The organism is Streptomyces sp. NPDC049541 (assembly GCF_044465725.1).
Classification (GTDB): domain Bacteria; phylum Actinomycetota; class Actinomycetes; order Streptomycetales; family Streptomycetaceae; genus Streptomyces.
The window spans coordinates 423,227-442,362 of record NZ_JBITLY010000001.1 but is presented as its reverse complement, the minus strand read 5'-3'; the positions used below and the strand labels follow the sequence as shown (position 1 = coordinate 442,362).

Sequence of the window (19,136 nt, the reverse complement as noted above, 5' to 3'; positions counted from 1 at the left end):
CCATGGCCCAAGTACTGGACAAGCCCGTGCAGTTGAAGGCACCGGTCACTCCCGCCGAGCGCACGGCCCGCCGCCGCGCCGTACTCGAATGGGTCGCGGTCCACTCGCTCGGCCTCGCGGCCGCGCTGTTCTTCGTCCTCCCCTTCGTGTTCGTGTTCCTGACCTCCCTGATGAGCGACACCCAGGCGCTCAGCCGGGACCTGATCCCGCACACCTGGGAATGGGGCAACTACAAGAAGGTCTTCGACACTCCGGGCTTCCTGACCTGGTGGAAGAACACGCTGATCTACGCGGGACTGGGAACAGTCCTTACTGTCACGTCCTCGATCCCCGTGGCGTACGCGCTCGCCAAGTTCCGCTTCCGCGGGCGCAATCTGTCGCTGATGCTGGTGATCTCGATGATGATGCTGCCACCGCAGGTGATCATCATCCCGATGTACCTGTTCTGGGCGAAGCAGCTGGACCTGTCGGGCACGCTGTGGCCGCTGATCATCCCCATGGCTTTCGGTGACGCGTTCTCCATCTTCCTGCTGCGCCAGTTCCTGATGACCATCCCGAACGAGTACCTGGACGCGGCGAAGGTGGACGGCTGCGGCGATCTGCGCACGCTCCTGAAGGTCGTCCTGCCGATGGCCAAGCCGGGCATCGCGGCCGTGGGCCTGTTCCAGTTCTTCTACGCCTGGAACGACTACTTCGGCCCCCAGATCTACGCCTCCGAGAACCCGGGCGCCTGGACCCTCAGTTACGGCCTGGAGTCCTTCAAGGGCGCGCACCACACCGACTGGAACCTCACCATGGCCGCGACCGTGCTGGTCATGGCCCCCGTGATCCTCGTGTTCTTCTTCGCCCAGAAGGCGTTCGTCGAGGGCGTCACGCTCACCGGAGTGAAGGGTTGATCCGTTCATGAAACTCACCGTGGTCGGCGGAGGCTCGACCTACACCCCCGAACTCATCGACGGTTTCGCCCGGCTGCGCGACACCCTGCCCGTCGAGGAACTCGTCCTCGTCGATCCGGCGCCCGAACGCCTGGAGCTGGTGGGCGGACTGGCCCGCCGGATCTTCGCCAAGCAGGGCCACGACGGCCGGATCGTGACGACCGACGACCTGGACGCCGGCGTGGACGGCGCCGACGCCGTGCTGCTGCAGCTGCGCGTGGGCGGGCAGGCGGCCCGTGAGCAGGACGAGACCTGGCCGCTGGAGTGCGGCTGCGTCGGCCAGGAGACCACCGGCGCAGGCGGCCTGGCCAAGGCGCTGCGCACGGTCCCGGTCGTCCTCGACATCGCGGAACGGGTCCGCCGTACCAACCCGGGCGCCTGGATCGTCGACTTCACCAACCCGGTCGGCATCGTCACACGCGCGCTGCTGCAGGCGGGCCACAAGGCGGTCGGCCTGTGCAACGTGGCGATCGGCTTCCAGCGCAAGTTCGCGGACCGGCTCGGGGTCGCACCGGCCGACGTCCACCTCGACCACGTGGGCCTCAACCACCTCACCTGGGAGACCGGGGTACGCCTGGGCGGCCCCGAGGGCGAGAACGTCCTGCCCAAGCTGCTCGCCGAACACGGCGACGCGATCGCCGCGGACCTGCGGCTGCCGCGGGTCCTGCTCGACCGCCTGGGCGTCGTCCCGTCGTACTACCTGCGCTACTTCTACGCACACGACGAGGTCGTACGCGAACTGCGCACCAAGCCCTCCCGTGCCGCCGAAGTCGCCGAGATGGAACGGAACCTGCTCAAGATGTACGGCGACCCGGCCCTCGACGAGAAGCCGGAACTGCTCGCCAAGCGCGGCGGCGCCTACTACTCGGAGGCGGCGGTGGACCTGGCGGCCGCCCTGCTGGGCTCGGCCGGCAGCCCGTACCAGGTGGTCAACACCCTCAACCGGGGCACGCTGCCGTTCCTGCCGGACGACGCGGTGATCGAGGTGCAGGCGGCGGTGGGTCCGAAGGGGCCGCTCCCGCTGCCGGTACCGCCCGTGGACCCGCTGTACGCGGGCCTGATGGCGAACGTGACGGCGTACGAGGACCTGGCTCTGGAGGCGGCGCTGCGCGGCGGCCGCGACCGGGTGTTCAAGGCCCTCCTCGCCCACCCCCTCATCGGCCAGTACGAGTACGCGGAAGCCCTCACCGACCGACTGATCGCACACAACCGGGAGCATCTCGCGTGGGCATGACCGCACGTGTCCTCGCCGTCGACGCGGGCAACAGCAAGACCGACGTCGCGGTCGTGGCGGCGGACGGAACCGTCCTCGCCACGGCCCGCGGCGGCGGGTTCCGGCCGCCCGTGGTGGGCGTGGAGGCGGCCGTCGACAAGGTGGCCGAGGCGGTGGAACGGGCCTTCACCGCGGCCGCGGTGAACTCCGTGGACCACGTCTCCGCCTGTCTCGCCAACGCCGACTTCCCCTTCGAGGAGGAGCAGCTGGCGGCCGCGCTGCACGCGCGCGCGTGGGGTGCGGGCGTGGAGGTCCGCAACGACACCTTCGCCATCCTGCGCGCGGGCGTCACCGAGCCCCGGGGGGTGGCCGTCGTCTGCGGCGCGGGCATCAACTGCGTCGGTATGCGCCCCGACGGGCGCACCGCCCGCTTCCCCGCGCTCGGCCGTATCTCCGGCGACTGGGGCGGCGGCTGGGGCCTCGCCGAGGAGGCCCTGTGGCACGCGGCACGGGCGGAGGACGGCCGCGGCGACCCCACGGCCCTCGCGCGCACCCTCCCGGCCCACTTCGGCCACGACACCATGCTCGACCTCATCGAGGCCCTCCACCTGGAGCAGGTACCGCCCGCCCGCCGCCATGAACTGACCCCGGTCCTCTTCGCCACGGCGGCGGACGGCGACCCGGTGGCCCGCGCGATCGTCGACCGCCTGGCCGACGAGGTGGTGACCATGGCCACGGTGGCCCTGACCCGCCTCGGCCTCCTGGAGGAGGAGACCCCCGTCCTCCTGGGCGGCGGCGTCCTGGCCGCCCGGCACCCCCAACTGGAGGACGGCATCCGCGACTTGCTCACGGCCCGCGCCCCGAAGGCGGTACCCCGGGTGGTGACGGCGAGCCCGGTGCTGGGGGCGGCACTGCTGGGCCTGGACCGGGTGGGCGCGGAAGCGAAGGTGCACGAGCGGGTGCGGGCGCACTTCGAGCCCTGAACTCCCCAGCCTCCGGTACGGAACCGAACTGATTCCCCGAACGTGTTCTTGGGCAGGGGGCGTGCGGGGTCCTGCAAGCCGCCGGCAGGCACCCCGTGCGGATGTCAGTCCTGGCGGCGATACTTGCTGTGACGGATGACCATGGGGGAGGTCAAAAGTGACACACCCGCCGAAGAGCAGTGCGGCAAGACCGGGCACCGCCGTGCCCACGATGCCGTCCGTACCGCCTCAACCGGGCCGGCCCGCTCCCCCCACGCCGGCGGGCCCGGCAGCCGTTCCCGACGCCGCCCTGGCACGTCGTACGGCCTTCGCGGAGGGCGTCGACCGGCTGCGCGAGGCCGCGACCACGGAGCCCGGGCGGCTGCGCATCATCGGTGCGCTGCTCGCCCTGCTCGTCGTCGCGTTCGGCGCGGTCGCCGCCTGGCAGATGACGGCCCGGTCGACGGCCGCCGAGGACGTGCTCACCCGCAGCCAGCCGCTCAGTTCCGACGCGGCCGACATCTACCGCTCGCTCGCCGACGCCAACACGGCGGCTGCCAGCGGCTATCTCGCGGGCCCGCAGGAGAAGCCCGAGACGCGGCAGCGGTACGAGGACGGCATCCGGACGGCCGCGGAGAAGCTGGTCACGGCCGCCTCCAGCTCGGACCCGGGATCCGATGCGGCGAAGACCATCACCGAGCTCAACAAGCTGCTGCCCCAGTACAAGGGCCTGGTCGAGACGGCCCGGGCCAACAACCGGCAGGGCTACCCGGTGGGCAGCGCCTATCTGCGGGCGGCGAACGAGCAGATGCAGCAGCAGATGCTGCCGAAGGCCGAGGCCCTGTACCAGAAGGAGAACCAGCGGCTGAGCTCCGACTACGCGGACGCGAAGTCGTTCCCGTGGGCGGCGGTCGGCCTCGGTCTGATCGCCCTCGGCGGGCTGGCCTGGGCGCAGCGCCGCAACTACCTGCGCACCAACCGGGTGTTGAACCACGGCCTGGTCACCGCCTCCGCCGCGTCCGTGGTGGTGCTGCTCTGGCTGGTCGTCGGGCACACGGTCGCCCGCTCGGGGCTGAACGCCTCGTACGACCACGGCGTCCGCTCGCTGAACGTGCTGCACGACGCCCGTATCGCGTCCCTGACGGCCCGCAGCGACGAGAACCTCAGCCTGATCCGGCGCGGCGCGGACACCAAGGTCGTGGGCGGCAACCCGGTGGACGCCTACGCCGCGGGATACGACGAGCAGATCGGCGAGCTGGCGGCGTCGCTGACCAAGGCCGACGGACTCGCGGACGACTCGGCGGGCCGCAAGCCCGTACAGGACGCGAACGGCTATATGAAGGCGTGGAAGGATCGGCACGGGGTCGCGCAGAGCCTGAACGACAAGGGCGAGTACCAGCAGGCCCGGGACAAGGTCATCGGCGTGGGCAAGGACCCGACGAGCGTGTGCTTCGACAATGTGGACATCGCTCTGGAGACCGCACTCGACCATGAGCAGGCCGAGTTCAAGCGGGCCGCGGGCGACGGCCGGGACGCGCTGACCGGACTGCCGTACGGGGCCGCGGTGCTCGCGGTGCTGGGCGCGGCCGGTGCGGTCGTCGGCATCGGGCGCAGGCTGTCGGAGTACCGGTGAGAGGGGGCGTGACGATGGATGCACGGCGTCTGGCACGACGTCTGCGGGCCGGCCTCCGGGGCTGGGGCGGGGTCGGCGCGATGGCGGCCCTGTGCGCCCTGGCGCTGGCGTTCGCGCTGCTGTTGCCCCTGACCCAGTCGAGCGGCACGGACGACGCGACGGACAGCGGCGGCCCGGGGGTCGCCCGGGGCCTGCAGGCCAGGGCGGCGACCAAGTGCGACAACCCGCAGGACGGCAGTCTGTCGCCGTCGGGCGGTGACGGCAGCACACCGGTCATCGACAGGATCAAGGCCCGCAAGATCCGCCGGCTGATCGTCGGCATCGACACCAACAGCTACCGCTGGGGCTATCTCAACCCGAACAACACCTCCGGTGCGCCGGAGGGCTTCGACATCGACCTCGTCCACCAGATCGCCAAGGACATCCTGGGCGACCCGGAAGCGGTCTCGTTCAAGGCCATCCCGACCAGCCGCCGGATCAAGGCAATTCAGGACGACGAGGTCGACATGGTGGTGCGCACCATGACGATCAACTGCGACCGGATCAAGCAAGTCGCGTTCTCCGCGCCCTACTTCAGGACCGGCCAGCAGGTACTGGCCCCGCGGACCTCGGCGATCACGGGATACAACAGCACCCTCGCCCACAAGAGGATCTGCTCGGCGGACAGTTCGACCGCCCTGGAGCGACTGCAGGGCGACAAGGCGAAGGGCACCCTGCCCACCGGCGCGGACATCGGGACGGTGGTCCCCAACCAGCTCGACTGCCTGGTGAAGTTGCAGCTCGGCGCGGTCGACGCAGTCGTCACGGACGGCGCGCTCGCCGCGAGCCAGGCCGCACAGGACCCGACGGTGCAGCTGAAGGGCGGCCTGTTCAGCGACGAGTACTACGGCGTGGCGATGAAGCTGGGCTCCCAGGATCTGATACGCCAGGTCAACCGGACCCTGCAGAACTACATCAAGGACGGCGACTGGGCGGCCTCGTACGAGAAGTGGCTGCATCCGACCATGGACCAGGGCGGCCAGAAGTCGGCCTCGGCGACCCCTCCCGAAGCCCGCTACAAGTGACCGATCATCAACTGACGGACGTACGGCAGCACACGACGGAACCACGACGGAACACGACTGCAGCGAGAGGTGATCGATGGGCGTCACGGACCCCGCCGGGCCGGTGATGGACCGGGACGAGGTGGACCGTGCGCTGGCGCGGCTAGGCGCGGAGCACGAGGCGATCGAGACCTCGCTCCTCGCCCTGCAGGACCACGCGGGCCGCAGACTCCTCGAGGGCGCCGAGCTGACGGGCGTCACCAAGGAGCGGTGGGCTGCCACGGAGGCGTCGATCACGCTGCTGTGGGCGTACTTCGACGCGTACACGGACGCGTTGCGCTCCGCCCGGGAGATCCGCTCGCGGCGCCGCTGGTCCAGCCGCGAGGACCTGGTGGAGCTGACGGAGCTGCTGCGCGGCGAGTCCGTCACGGTCGCGGGCTCCACCATGGCCACGGCGAACGCTCCGACGCTGCTGTCCGCCCCGGGCAAGCTCAGCCGGCAGTACTCCCTGGCCGCCCTCGTCGACCTGATGAACGAGCTGTATGCGTCGAGCCTGGACATGGTGGTCGCGGCCGACGCCGTCTGGTCGGCGCTGCCCGCCCGGATCGATTTACTGGCCGCGGAGCTCCAGCGCACCCGTACGCTCGCCCACTCCGTCGGGGTGCGCCCCGGCGAGCACCCCTCCGGCGACGACCTGGAGCGCATCACCCGCACCCTGTCCACCCTGCGCGAGCAGGTGATCTCCGACCCGCTGGCGTACTGGATCCCCGCGCAGGGGAGTTCGGCGCCGGGCGGCGGCCGGCCGGACACCACGGTGTACGACCGGGAGGCGCGCGCCCTGGAGGAGGTGCGCCGGGAGATCGACGCCGTGCTCACCGTCCGGCAGGACGCGGAGCAGCGGCTGGTGAAGCTGCGGGACGTGCTCAGCCGGGCGGACCGCACGCTCGCGGAGGCACGCAACGCGCGCGGGGAGGTCCTCGCGAAGATCGCCGCCACGGAGGTGCCCGTCGTCAGCGGCCCGCCGACCGCGCTGCAGGAGCAGCTGGCGACGGCCGCCGAGTACCGCAGACACGCCCAGTGGCACCGCCTGTCCCCGCTCCTGGAGTCCCTGGAGCAGAAGGCGGAGGACGAACTGCTGCGCGCCCGCGAGTCGTTGACCGCGGTCACCGCGCCGCTGGCGGTCCGCGCCGAGCTGCGCGGCCGCCTCGACGCGTACAAGGCGAAGGTGGCCCGGCTCGGACACGCCGAGGACCCGTTCCTGATCGAGCGCTACGACGCGGCGCGGCGCATGCTGTGGAGCGCACCCTGCGATCTGCGCGTCGCCGAACAGGCCGTGCTGCGCTACCAGCAGGCGGCCGCGGAAGTGCTGGGCGCCCCGCGCGTGCCGCCGCAAGACCGCAGGGGGGAGACGTCATGAGTGAGGCACAGCAGACCTGCCAACGACCGGACTGCGAGGGCACCTACGAGGACGTGGGCGGCGGCGAGCTGTACTGCGACACCTGCGGTCTCGCGCCGGTCGTGTCGGCGAAGGGCATGGTGAACTCGTCGGCCACCGGCATCACCGGCGGCAAGGGCTCGCAGGACAGCGGCAGCTCGCGTACCTCCTCGCAGTCGTCGAAGTCGCGGCGCTCGGTGTCGGGGCGGCTCTCGCGCTCCTTGTCGGGGAAGTCCACGGGCCGTTCGGTGTCGGTGCGCAGCTCCGGTTCCGGCACCAGCACCGGCTCCCGCGGCCGGCTGGGCGTGGGCCTGGTGCAGGTGCCGGACGTGCCGCGGCCCGATCCACGCGCGATGGTGCTGGAGAACCCGGAGGTGCCCGAGCGCAAGCGGTTCTGCTCGCGCTCGGACTGCGGGGCGCCGGTGGGCCGCTCACGCGGAGACCGCGCGGGCCGCACCGAGGGCTTCTGCACCAAGTGCGGCAACCCGTATTCGTTCGTACCGAAGCTGAAGTCCGGCGATGTGGTGCACGGCCAGTACGAGGTCGTGGGCTGTCTGGCGCACGGCGGGCTCGGCTGGGTCTACCTCGCCGTGGACAAGGCGGTCTCCGACCGCTGGGTGGTCCTCAAGGGCCTCCTGGACACCGGCGACCAGGACGCGATGGCGGCGGCGATCTCCGAGCGGCGATTCCTGGCCGAGATCGAGCACTCCAACATCGTTCGGATCTACAACTTCGTGGAGCACCTGGACCAGCGCACCGGTTCGCTCGACGGTTACATCGTCATGGAGTACGTCGGCGGCAAGTCCCTGAAGGAGATCGCCAACGGCCGCCGCACCCCCGACGGCAAGCGGGATCCGCTGCCGGTGGAGCAGGCCTGCGCGTACGGCATCGAGGCGCTGGAGGCGCTCGGCCATCTGCACAGCCGCAACCTTCTGTACTGCGACTTCAAGGTCGACAACGCGATCCAGACCGAGGACCAGCTCAAGCTGATCGACATGGGCGCGGTGCGCAGGATGGACGACGAGGAGTCGGCCATCTACGGCACGGTGGGCTACCAGGCACCGGAGGTCGCCGAGGTCGGCCCGTCGGTGGCGAGCGACCTGTACACGGTGGCGCGCACCCTGGCCGTCCTGTCCTTCGACTTCCAGGGCTACACGAACGTCTTCGTGGACTCCCTGCCCGACCCCGACAACATCGAGGTCTTCCGCGAGTACGAGTCCTTCTACCGGCTCCTGGTCCGCGCCACCGACCCCGACCCTGCCCGCAGGTTCGCCTCCGCGCAGGAGATGGCGGAGCAGCTGACGGGCGTGTTGCGCGAGGTGGTGTCGCTGCAGACGGGGCGGGCGCGGCCCGCGCTGTCGACGCTGTTCGGGCCCGAACTGAAGGTCACCGACACGGAGTTGTTCCCGAAGCTGGAAGGGGACGTGTCACGGCTGGGGGCGCGGGTGGTGCAGCCGCGGAAGGGGCAGCAGCTCCAGCTCCCCGCATCCGCGAACGCCACCGCGGCCCTCGTCAAGCACGTCGACTCCCCCACCGCGGCCCTCGCCCTGCCCGTCCCCCGCGTGGACCCCGCCGACCCGAACGCGGGTTTTCTTGCGGGCCTGATGACGACCGCTCCGGCCGAGCTGCTCGGGGCGCTCGCCGCGGCTCCGGCGGCATCGGTGGAGACCCGGCTCAGGCAGATCCGCGCCTGGCTGGAGAACGGCGACTCGGCGACCGCCCTGAACGCCCTGCAGACGCTGGAGACCGAGCGGCCCGACGACTGGCGGGTCGTCTGGTACCGGGGCGTGGCGGCGCTGGTGACCGGCGACGAGGAGGGTGCCGCACTCGCCTTCGACGCGATCTACGACGCGTTCCCCGGCGAGCCCGCCCCCAAGCTGGCGCTCGGCCTGTGCGCGGAGCTGCTGGGCCAGCTGGACAACGCCGCCGAGTACTACCGGCTGGTCTGGTCGACCGACCCCAGTTATGTGAGCGCCGCGTTCGGGCTGGCCCGCGTGCAGCTCGCGACCGGCGACCGGCGCAGTGCCGTACGGACGCTGGAGTCGGTGCCGGAGTCCTCGATCCACTACACGGCCGCGCGGGTGGCCGCCGTACGGGCGCGGCTGCGCGGGCGTACGGCGGCCGCTTCCGACGTACCGTTCCTGGAGGACCTGGGGGCCGCCGCCGGGCAGGTCGAGGCGCTGGACGCGTACGGGCTGGATCCGGCGCGCCGGGAGCAGTTGTCCGCCGAAGTCCTCGGCTGCGCGCTGGACTGGATACTCTCCGGTGGCCAGGTGGTTGCTCCCGCCGCGCAGCGCGTGCTGCTCGGCAGCGACCTGGACGAGCGGGGACTCCGCTTCGGCCTGGAGCGTTCGTACCGCACGCTGGCCCGGCTGGCGCGAGGCGGCGAGGAGAGGATCGACCTGGTGGAACGTGCCAACCGTTACCGCCCCCGGACGTGGGTGTAGTTGATGTCGCAGATGCCCCAGCAGGCCGCCCTGTCGAACTGCCCGAGCTGCGAGTGGCCGCTCGAGTCGGGTGACCGTTTCTGCGGTGCGTGCGGATACGACCTGTCCGTCGTGCCCGCACGGCCGGAGGACCATCCGACGATCGCCCTGAACGGTTCGGACGTGCCGCCGGGCGAAGCCGGCGGTGCGGCCTGGCCCCTCGCGGCCACGCCGGGCGGCTCCGACACCCCGGCGGCGACCCATCTGCCGACGGACCTGCACGGCACGGACTCGGGCGGCTCCCCGCTGCCGCCGGAGCAGCCCACCGGATCGCCGGTCTCCCCGGCCGCCGGGGTGCGCTTCGACCGGCCGCCGCAGCCCGACGAGTATCCGCTGCAGGCCCCGGACCCGCGCGTGGCCTCGCTCGCCGCGCCCGCCGAGGAGGCCACGCTGTGCGTGGCCTGCCGTGCGGGCCGCGTCGACGAGGACGGCTACTGCGAGAACTGCGGGCACGCCCAGCCCCGGGAGCGCGACCACATGGAGCAGGAGTCCGGCCCGGTGGCCGCCGTCAGCGACCGCGGACTGCGCCACCACCGCAACGAGGACGCGTTCGGCATCGGCACCGCCGCCCTCCCCGACGGCGCCCCCGCGTCCGTGGCGATCGTCTGCGACGGCGTCTCCTCGGCGACCCGCCCCGACGACGCCTCGCTGGCCGCCGCCCGCGCCGCGAACGACGCGCTGCTCACCGCCCTGCCGCGGGGCACGCACCCGCAGCAGGCCATGCACGACGCGATCGTCGCCGCCTCGCACGCCGTCAACGCTCTGGCCGACGAACCCGCCACCGCCCGCGAGCACTCCCCGCACCAGAACGCGCCCGCCTGCACCATCGTCGGCGCGGTCGTGACGGCCGGGCTGCTGGTCGTCGGCTGGGTCGGCGACAGCCGCGCCTACTGGGTGCCGGTGGACCGCACCACGGCCCCGGCCCGCCTCACCGAGGACGACTCGTGGGCCGCGCAGATGGTCTCCGCGGGCCTGATGAGCGAGGCCGAGGCGTACGCCGACGAGCGCGCCCACGCGATCACCGGCTGGCTCGGCGCGGACGCCTACGAACTGGAGCCGCACACCGCTTCCTTCAAGCCGGACCGGCCGGGTGTAGTGGTGGTGTGCACGGACGGACTGTGGAACTACGCGGAGGCGGCCGAGGAGATGGCCGAGATCGTGCCGCCGGATGCCGCCGTACGTCCGCTGCACAGCGCCCGGGTGCTGGTCGGTCACGCCCTGGACGGCGGGGGCCACGACAACGTAACAGTGGCCGTCGTGCCGTTCCCGGCCGTGCCTCAGGGGGCAGGATCGGCCTGAGGCCGTATACGGGGATGCCTCAGCGGACCGGAGGGGACCGGTCCGCATACAGTCGTCGCCCCGCGAACGCGGGGTTTTCGAGGGGGATTTGAGTAGGCATGGCCAATTTCTCGAAGTCCAGCGTGCCGCAGTTCTCGATGGACGTGTACCAGAACGAGTACCTGCCGGAGGGCGGCCGCGAGGTCAACGCCATCGTCACGGTCACCGCCACCGGCGGCGGCACGGCCGGCAGCGCCGTCGCAGCGCCCCACCAGTACGCGCCGGGGCGCGGCCCCTCGGCCGGGGTGGCGATCATGGTCGACTGTTCCGGCTCGATGGACTACCCGCCGACCAAGATGCGCAACGCCCGTGACGCGACGGCCGCCGCGATCGACACCCTGCGCGACGGGGTGCACTTCGCGGTGATCGCCGGCACGCACGTCGCCAAGGAGGTCTACCCGGGCGGCGGGCGCCTCGCGGTCGCCGACGCCACCACCCGCGGCCAGGCCAAGGAGGCCCTGCGGAAGCTGAGCGCGGGCGGCGGCACGGCCATCGGCACCTGGCTGAAGCTGGCCGACCGGCTGCTCTCCTCGGACGAGGTCGCCATCCGGCACGGCATCCTGCTCACCGACGGCCGCAACGAGCACGAGTCGCCCGGGGACCTCAAGCGGGCCCTCGACGAATGTGCCGGACGATTCACCTGTGACGCACGTGGCGTGGGCACCGACTGGGAAGTGAAAGAAGTCACAGGGATCGCCTCGGCCCTGCTCGGCACCGCCGACATCGTCGCCGACCCGGCCGCCCTCGCCGCCGACTTCACGCAGATGATGGAGAAGGCGATGGGCAAGGAGGTCGCCGACGTCGCCCTCAGGCTGTGGACGCCGGTCGGCACCACCATCAAGTTCGTCAAGCAAGTCGCACCCACGGTCGAGGAGTTGACCGACCGCCGCACCGAGGCCGGCCCGCGCGCCGGGGACTACCCCACCGGCTCCTGGGGCGACGAGTCCCGTGACTACCACGTATGCGTCGAGGTACCCGCCGCGGGCCTCGGCCAGGAGATGCTCGCCGCCCGGGTCTCCCTGGTCGTCCCGCAGCCCGACGGCAGCGCGCAGAACCTCGGCGCCCAGGGCCTGGTCAGGGCCGTGTGGACCGACGACATGACGGCTTCCACCTCGATCAACCCCCAGGTCGCCCACTACACCGGGCAGGCCGAACTGGCACAAGCCATCCAACAAGGGCTAGATCTTCGCAAAGCGGGCGATATGGATGGAGCAACGGCCAAACTGGGCCGTGCCGTTCAGCTCGCCAGCGCCTCCGGAAACGCGGATACTGCGAAACTGCTTGCGAAGGTGGTGGACGTGGTCGATGCCGCGACAGGTACTGTGCGACTGAAAGCGAAGGTCGAGGAGGCCGACGAGATGACTCTCGAGACACGGTCGACAAAGACTGTTCGTGTAAAGAAGTGACACCGTACGTCACGTCGCCGTACACACCACACACATCACAGGACCGAGTAGGACCCTGAAGGAAAGGGGGAAGCGCCGACATGCCGACCTGCCCGAACGGACACCAGTCGGGTTCCGACGACTGGTGCGAGGTCTGCGGTCACCGCATGGCCGGTGCCGTGCCTCCGCCCCCTCCCCCGCCGCCCCCGCCCGGCGGCGGCTACGGCTTCCCGCCGCCCGGCCAGGGCCCTCAGCCCGGCGGCCGCCCGCTGTCCGCGGTGCCGGACCACGAGCCGGAGCTCTGCCCGCAGTGCCGTACGCCCCGTGAGGGCGGCGCGCCGTTCTGCGAGGAGTGCCGGTGGAACTTCCTGACGAACACCGCGACCTCGTACACCCCGGCCGCCCCGCGCCCGCCGGCGCCCGGCCCCGGCGGGCCCTTCCAGCAGCAGCCCGGACCGTCGTACGGCGGTGGCGACTCGTACGAGTACCAGGGCTCGCGCCCGTCCCAGGTGAACCGCCCGGCGGAGCCGATCCCGCCGAGCCCGTTCGGCAACGAACCCTCGGGCCCGCGGCCGGGCCCCTTCGGCAACGAGCCCTCCGGTCCGCCGAGCCCGTTCGCCGACCGGTCCGGCTTCGGCCCGAACCCCTCGCGCCCGGTCCCGCCGCCGCCCGGCCCCACACCGCACGGCGGCCCCGGCGGCCCCGGTGGCGCCCCGCAGGCGTTCCAGCAGCCCGGTCCGCCGGCGCCGCCCCGCTTCCCGCAGGAGACGGGACGTCCGCCGCAGCAGGGCGGTCCGTCCTTCGGCGGCGGTGACGACGACTGGGTGATCTCCCCGCCGTCCGGCGGCCCCGGTGCTCCCGGTGGCCCCGGTCAGGGCGGTGGCTACGGCTATCCGCAGCCCGGCGCGACCCAGGCGCCCCCGCCCGGCCAGGGCTTCCCGCAGACCCAGGGCGGGCCGGTGACCTGGACGGCGACCATCGGTCCTGACCGCGAGTACTTCATGGCGATGATGCAGCGCTCCGGCCCCGAGGCCGCCGGGCTCAACCTGCCCGCGTACTCGCCCGAGCAGCAGCGCACCCTCAGCGGCAACCAGATCACCATCGGCCGCCGCCGGCACTCCACCGGCGACACCCCCGACATCGACCTGGCGGTGCCTCCGGAGGACCCGGGCGTCTCGCACCAGCATGCGGTGCTGGTGCAGCAGCCGGACGGCAGTTGGGCGGTCGTGGACCAGAACTCCACGAACGGCACGACGGTCAACGGCTCTGATGAGCCGATTCAGCCTTTTGTGCCGGTGCCTCTGCAGGATGGGGATCGTGTGCACGTGGGGGCTTGGACGACGATCACTATTCGCCGTGGGTAGTCGATGTCGTTGTGGGGTGCGGCGTCGTCGTGGCTGGTCGCGCAGTTCCCCGCGCCCCTAAAAAGGCCGCTGACTCACCGGAGGGGCCAGGCATGCGGCCCCTTCGGGTCGTCCAGCCATGCCCACTCTCGGTCTGCGCCCATGGTGATGCCATAGCGGTGCCGCTGCGGGTGTTCCTCGCGTTCCCACAGGGCGAAGGCCTCCCGGGGGTCGAGGGTGCCGCGGGTGAGGGCCAGGAGGAAGCGGAAGAGGTCGTGGTCCCTGGCGCGGCGGGGGATGTCGTCGAGTGGGAGTGACTCCTGCTCGGGGCGGGTTCCGCCGCGCAGGGGCACGAAGTAGGCGGGGGTGTGCAGGAAGCTGCCCTCCGCATGCGTGGCGTCCCGGACCGTCAGGGCGATCAGGCCGGTGGCGAACGGGGCCAGGATGCGGGCGCCCGGGTTGCACTGGGCGAGCCAGGCGCGCGGGATCGAGGTCAGGGCGCAGGTGGCGATGATCCGGTCGAAGGGGCCGCGCTCGGGGACTCCGCGGGCGCCGTCGCCGGTCACGACGGCCGGGTGGTGGCCGGCGGCGGCCAGGTGCCGCCGGGCCGACTCGGTGATCTCCGGCTCCAGATCGACGGTGGTGACCAGTTCGTCGCCGAGCCGGTGGGCCAGCAGGGCCGCGTTGTAGCCGGTGCCCGCGCCGATCTCCAGGACCCGGTTGCCGTCCTCGACCCTCAGCTCGGCCAGCATCCTCGCCATCAGCGAGGGCTGGCTGCTGGAGGAGAGCAGCTCGCCGTCGCGCAGCCGCGTGGCCAGCGGGGCGTCCTCGTAGGCCCCGCGCAGCCAGCGCTCGCGCGTGTGCGGATCGGGGCTCTCGCCCCATCGTCGCTCGTAGCCGCCGACGACCCCGACGTAGTAGTACGGCACGAAGAGATGGCGCGGGACCGACTCGAACGCCTCCCGCCACCCCGGGTCCTCGTCCCAGGCCCCGCTCGCCTCGATCTGCCGTACGAGCTCCGCCCGCGCGGTGACCGCGAGGTCGTCCAGTTCCTTGTCGAGAGCAGCTGCGCCCATGGGTCCACTGTGCTGCGGGGAAGGGCGGGAGGCGAGTTCCGGAGCCGCCAGATCCGGAATGTCCGCTTCCAGGACGCGGGGCGGGGTCCTAAGCCTCAAGTCCTCCGCCGAGCGGTCTGAGAGCATGGGGAGCGTACTGCTTTTTCCCGGGGGACAACCCCCGGACCCCCGGCAGAGAAAATCGGGCGGACCGGAACAAACCATGCGAGGCAGCTCAAAGTGACCGAGATTCGGCGCGGCGCGCTTCAGGAGCAGACCTTCTACGAGCAGGTCGGCGGGGAGGAGACCTTCCGCCGCCTCGTCCACCGTTTCTACGAGGGTGTGGCCGAGGACCCGGTGCTGCGGCCCATGTACCCCGAGGAGGACCTCGGCCCGGCCGAGGAGCGCCTCACGCTGTTCCTGATCCAGTACTGGGGCGGCCCGACGACGTACAGCGACAACCGCGGCCACCCCCGGCTGCGCATGCGCCACGCCCCCTTCGCCGTGAACCGCGAGGCGCACGACGCCTGGCTGCGGCACATGCGGGACGCCGTCGACGAGCTCGGTCTGTCCGAGGAGCACGAGCAGCAGCTGTGGAAGTACCTGACGTACGCCGCGGCCTCGATGGTGAACACCCCGGACTGAACCTGACCGCATGACGTGCGGATTCCGGTCGCACGACGCCGGAATCCGGTCACGATCCGGTCAAGCCCGCCGTACAAGCGCTTACCGAGGGCCACTCCCTCTGACAGCATCGCCCGGAGGTCAGGACAGCCACGGGGGGTTGGGCGTGACGGCGTTGGGTGCGGTGGCACGGTTTGTCCTGTTACGTGCCCGAGCGCACCGCCCGCTGCTGGCCGCCGCGCTGCTCACCGTCCTGCTGACCACGGCCGTCCTGGCGACCCTTACCGCCTACTCGGGCGCGATCGGTGACGCGGCCCTGCGCCACTCGCTCCGGGACCCGCAGAACGCCGGCGATGCCGCACTGATCGTCAAGGCCGACATCCCGGCGGGCCGGCGCGCCGCCGCCGAGGACGCCGTACGGCGAGGAGCGCGGCGCACGTTCGACGGGCTGCCGGTGACCGTGCGGACCCTGGTGCGCTCGGGCCCGTACGCGCTGCCGCGCTCGCTGCAGCCGCCGGCCGAGCGGTCCGAGAACCCCGATCTGACGTATGTCGCGGCGCTGGACCCGACGCAGCTGCGGTTCGTGTCGGGACGGGCGCCCCGGGCGGGCTCCGGCCCCGGCATCGAGGCGGCCCTCCCGCAGACCGCCGCCCGGCGCCTCGGCCTGAAGCCCGGCGCCCGCCTCACCCTCACCGACCGGCTCGGCGGCCCGAAGGTGCACGTGACGCTCACCGGCCTGTACCGGCCCGCCCGGGCGGACTCGCCCTACTGGCGGCTGGACGACCTGCGCGGCCGGGGCGTCACCACCCTCGACTTCACGACGTACGGCCCCCTGCTCGCCGCCCCCGGCGTGCTGAGCGGCGGAAAGGTGAGCGCCGGGCCCTCCGGGTGGCTGGCGTCGGCCGACTTCTCGACGCTGACGACCGGGCGGATCGGCGAGCTGCGCAAGGCGGCCGGAGCGGGAGGGGCCGCTCTGCGCAGGCAGCCCGTGCTCAGTAGCACGACGGCTGCGAGCACCTCCCTGCCCGAGGTTCTCGACCGCGTCGAGCGCTCGCTGCTCGTCTCCCGTTCGACGCTGCTGATCGTCGCGTTGCAGCTGGTGCTGCTGGCCTGCTGTGCGCTGCTGCTGGTGGCCCGGCTGCTGAGCGCCGGGCGCGCGGGCGAGGTACGGCTGCTGCGAGCCCGCGGCGCCTCCCGGGCGCGGATCGCCTCGCTGGCGGCCCTGGAGGCGCTGTTCCTGGCGGCGCCCGCGGTGCTGTGCGGACCACTGCTGGCCGGCCCGCTCACCCGGCTGCTGGCCGGCCAGGGGGCGCCGGCACGGATCGGACTGCGGCTGGAGGTGCCGGCGGGTGGGGGGCTCCGGGTGTGGCTGGTGGCGGGGGCCGTGGGGTTGGGCTGCGCCCTGGCCGTGACGCTGCCGGGCGCTCCGCGGGTCGAGCCACGAGGGGCCGCGTCTCGACCGCGGGCCCGTCGTGGCTTGTCGCGCCCCCGCGGCGGAGCCGCACCTACCGGCGCAGCCCCGCGCCCCTTGAGAGCGGGGCTGCGATCAGCCACGAACCCTCACACGGCCCATCACAGAAGCGCCCGAGCTCTTGGCGCCGGCGCCGACCTCGCCCTGCTGGCTGTGGCCGCCGTGGCGTACTGGCAGCTGCACCAGCAGACCTCCGGCGCCGTGAACGGCGACAGAACCGGCACGCTCGGCATCGACCCGCTCCTCGTCGCCGCCCCGGCACTCGCCCTGCTCGCCGGCACGGTACTGACCCTGCGCCTGCTGCCCCCGGTGGCGCGGCTCGCCGAGCGCCGGGCGGCCGGCGGGCGCGGGCTGACCGCGGCGCTGGCGGGCTGGCAGTTGAGCCGCCGACCGATGCGCGGGGCGGGCCCGGTGCTGCTGCTGGTCCTGGCCGTCGCGCTCGGCATGCTGGCGATCGGGCAGCGCGCCTCCTGGAACCGCTCGCAGGGCGACCAGGCGGACTTCGGCGCGGGCGCCCCGGTGCGGGTGATCGCCGCCGGGGAGGACGGCCTCGGGCAGACGGAGACCTACGCGGCCGTCCCGCACGTACAAGAGGTCGCCCCGGCCTTCCGCGCGGACCTGCCGTTGTCCGGCGACCGCACGGCCGCGCTGCTGGCGCTGGACACCGCGCAGGCGGCGGACACCGTACTGATGCGCCGGGACCTGGCCTCTCAGCCGGTACGGCCGCTGCTCGCGTCCCTGGACCCGAAGGCGCCGACGGCAGGCGCGAAGGTGCCCCCGCACACCGCCCGGCTGCGGCTGACGGCGACCCTGCACAGTTCCTCGCGGAACGGACCGGGCACGGCGGCGGACGTCACGGTCACGCTGGTGGACCGGTACGGGACGCCGTACCGGGTGCCGGCCGGGGAACTCCCCGACGACGGGCGGGCGCACGCGCTCGACGTGCCCGTCTCCGAGGGACCGCTGACGCTCACCGGCGTGGAGCTGGTGCTGTCCCAGCCGGTCGGCAAGCCCGAGCAACAGCGCCTGGAACTGGGTGCGTTGACGGCGACCGGGGTGGACGGGGTCGTGCGGACGGTCCCACTGCCCGACTCCTGGAAGGCGTCCGTGCGCAGTGACGGGCAGGTCTCCTCGCCGAACGACAGGACGAACCCGACGAGACCGACCATGAGTGCGGCGGGGCCGCTCACGGTCGAGTACGGCACGGGGTATGTGCCGGCCCAGGACACCTGGGTCGCCGCGTCGTTGACGGTGCGGGTGCAGGTCGTACAGCCGAGGCCGCCCGAGATCACGGCGGTGGCGACCGACCGGTTCCTCACCTCGGCGGGCGCGCGCACCGGGCAGCGGGTGGATGTGCCGGTCGCCGGTGAGAACGTGCCGGTGCGGATCGTGCGTGCGGTACGGGAGCTGCCGACGACCGGCGATGCCGCCGGGGGCGCCCTGCTGGTCGATCTGCGGTCCGTGAACCGGCTGTTGGAGGAGCGGTACGGGACGAGCGTCACGCCCACGGAGTGGTGGCTGCGCACCGGCCCCGGGAAGTCGGCCGAGGTCGCGAAGGCCCTGCGGGCACTGCCCGAGCTGGACCCGGCGCAGGTCGTGGTGCGGGACGAGACGGCCGCCCGGCTGCGGGACGATCCGTTCGGCGCGGGCGCGGAGGCGGCGTTCGTGGCGGCGGCCGGGGTGGCGGCGGCGCTGGCCGCGGTCGGTTTCGCGGTGAGCGCGGCGGGGTCCCTGCGGGAGCGGGGCGCCGAACTGGCCGTGCTACGGGCCCTGGGCGCCCCGCGCCGCCGACTGGCCCGCATGATCGCCGTCGAGCAGGGCGTGCTGGTGGCACTGGCGCTGGCGGTGGGGACGGCCCTGGGGACGGTGCTGACCCGGGCGGTGATCCCACTGATCGTGCTGACGGCGCAGGCCACCCGCCCGGTGCCCCGGGTGCTGGTCGAGCTGCCCGTGCCGGATGCCGCCGTACTGCTGGCGGCCACGGCGGTGACACCAATGCTCGTGACCGCGGCGCTGGCGGTGCGGCGCGGGAACCCGGCGGTGTCGTTGCGGGAGCAAGGGGATGAGTGACATGAACCCGGTGCCGGCTCCCTGGACGCGTACACGACTGCGGGCAGCGCCCGGTGCCCCGGGTGCTGGTCGAGCTGCCCGTGCCGGATGCCGCCGTACTGCTGGCGGCCACGGCGGTGACACCAATGCTCGTGACCGCGGCG

The 19,136-nt window shown here is 72.6% G+C and carries 13 protein-coding genes; 12 read left to right on the top strand and 1 reads right to left on the bottom strand.

What is annotated here, in order from left to right; genetic code table 11:
• Positions 1–2 precede the first annotated feature (2 nt).
• From ACIBW9_RS02020 to ACIBW9_RS01975, 10 genes are all read left to right on the top strand, one after another.
• Complete coding sequence (locus ACIBW9_RS02020) at positions 3–896, top strand: carbohydrate ABC transporter permease (RefSeq protein WP_398950279.1); 894 nt, start codon at positions 3–5, stop codon at positions 894–896.
• A gap of 7 nt (positions 897–903) precedes the next feature.
• On the top strand, positions 904–2,169 hold the full coding sequence (locus tag ACIBW9_RS02015; RefSeq protein WP_398950277.1) for a 6-phospho-beta-glucosidase: 1,266 nt from the start codon (positions 904–906) through the stop codon (positions 2,167–2,169).
• Positions 2,160–3,131, top strand: a complete 972-nt coding sequence (locus ACIBW9_RS02010) for an N-acetylglucosamine kinase (RefSeq protein WP_398950275.1) — start codon at positions 2,160–2,162, stop codon at positions 3,129–3,131. The genes ACIBW9_RS02015 and ACIBW9_RS02010 overlap by 10 nt, the downstream gene beginning before the upstream one ends.
• Positions 3,132–3,288: 157 nt before the next feature.
• Positions 3,289–4,743: a hypothetical protein gene (locus ACIBW9_RS02005; protein WP_398950274.1), complete on the top strand. Its 1,455-nt coding sequence runs from the start codon at positions 3,289–3,291 to the stop codon at positions 4,741–4,743.
• Positions 4,744–4,757: 14 nt separating this feature from the next.
• The gene (locus ACIBW9_RS02000; RefSeq protein ID WP_398950272.1) at positions 4,758–5,807 is read left to right on the top strand and encodes a glutamate ABC transporter substrate-binding protein; all 1,050 of its coding nucleotides are present in this window, start codon (positions 4,758–4,760) and stop codon (positions 5,805–5,807) included.
• A 76-nt stretch (positions 5,808–5,883) separates the two neighbouring features.
• Entirely contained in the window at positions 5,884–7,203 is a 1,320-nt protein-coding gene (locus tag ACIBW9_RS01995; RefSeq protein WP_398950270.1) for a hypothetical protein, read from the top strand.
• Positions 7,200–9,668, top strand: coding sequence for a tetratricopeptide repeat protein (locus ACIBW9_RS01990; protein WP_398950268.1), 2,469 nt, complete (start codon positions 7,200–7,202; stop codon positions 9,666–9,668). Before ACIBW9_RS01995 ends, ACIBW9_RS01990 begins: the two co-directional genes overlap by 4 nt.
• 3 nt (positions 9,669–9,671) lie before the next feature.
• The gene (locus ACIBW9_RS01985; RefSeq protein ID WP_398950266.1) at positions 9,672–11,006 is read left to right on the top strand and encodes a PP2C family serine/threonine-protein phosphatase; all 1,335 of its coding nucleotides are present in this window, start codon (positions 9,672–9,674) and stop codon (positions 11,004–11,006) included.
• A 98-nt stretch (positions 11,007–11,104) separates the two neighbouring features.
• Entirely contained in the window at positions 11,105–12,451 is a 1,347-nt protein-coding gene (locus ACIBW9_RS01980; RefSeq protein ID WP_398950264.1) for a VWA domain-containing protein, read from the top strand.
• Between the two features lie 80 nt (positions 12,452–12,531).
• A complete protein-coding gene (locus tag ACIBW9_RS01975; RefSeq protein ID WP_398950262.1) occupies positions 12,532–13,794 on the top strand; it encodes an FHA domain-containing protein in 1,263 nt (420 codons plus the stop codon).
• A gap of 74 nt (positions 13,795–13,868) precedes the next feature.
• On the opposite strand, the gene ACIBW9_RS01970 is transcribed toward ACIBW9_RS01975, so the two are convergent.
• On the bottom strand, positions 13,869–14,849 hold the full coding sequence (locus ACIBW9_RS01970) for a methyltransferase domain-containing protein (RefSeq protein ID WP_398950260.1): 981 nt from the start codon (positions 14,847–14,849) through the stop codon (positions 13,869–13,871).
• Between the two features lie 219 nt (positions 14,850–15,068).
• Here ACIBW9_RS01970 and ACIBW9_RS01965 point away from each other — a divergent pair, with 219 nt between their 5' ends.
• Positions 15,069–15,473 (top strand): globin, encoded by a 405-nt coding sequence (locus tag ACIBW9_RS01965; RefSeq protein WP_398950258.1) that lies wholly within the window; start codon positions 15,069–15,071, stop codon positions 15,471–15,473.
• Positions 15,474–15,636: 163 nt separating this feature from the next.
• Positions 15,637–18,993, top strand: a complete 3,357-nt coding sequence (locus ACIBW9_RS01960; protein WP_398950256.1) for an FtsX-like permease family protein — start codon at positions 15,637–15,639, stop codon at positions 18,991–18,993.
• The last annotated feature ends 143 nt before the right edge of the window (positions 18,994–19,136 follow it).

Coding starts and splice junctions, on each gene's coding strand:
- ACIBW9_RS01995 (WP_398950270.1), top strand. CDS start 5,884: ATGGGCGTCACGGACCCCGCCGGGCCGGTGATGGACCGGGACGAGGTG.
- ACIBW9_RS01975 (WP_398950262.1), top strand. CDS start 12,532: ATGCCGACCTGCCCGAACGGACACCAGTCGGGTTCCGACGACTGGTGC.
- ACIBW9_RS01970 (WP_398950260.1), bottom strand. CDS start 14,849: ATGGGCGCAGCTGCTCTCGACAAGGAACTGGACGACCTCGCGGTCACC.
- ACIBW9_RS02015 (WP_398950277.1), top strand. CDS start 904: ATGAAACTCACCGTGGTCGGCGGAGGCTCGACCTACACCCCCGAACTC.
- ACIBW9_RS02020 (WP_398950279.1), top strand. CDS start 3: ATGGCCCAAGTACTGGACAAGCCCGTGCAGTTGAAGGCACCGGTCACT.
- ACIBW9_RS01990 (WP_398950268.1), top strand. CDS start 7,200: ATGAGTGAGGCACAGCAGACCTGCCAACGACCGGACTGCGAGGGCACC.
- ACIBW9_RS02000 (WP_398950272.1), top strand. CDS start 4,758: ATGGATGCACGGCGTCTGGCACGACGTCTGCGGGCCGGCCTCCGGGGC.
- ACIBW9_RS01980 (WP_398950264.1), top strand. CDS start 11,105: ATGGCCAATTTCTCGAAGTCCAGCGTGCCGCAGTTCTCGATGGACGTG.
- ACIBW9_RS01985 (WP_398950266.1), top strand. CDS start 9,672: ATGTCGCAGATGCCCCAGCAGGCCGCCCTGTCGAACTGCCCGAGCTGC.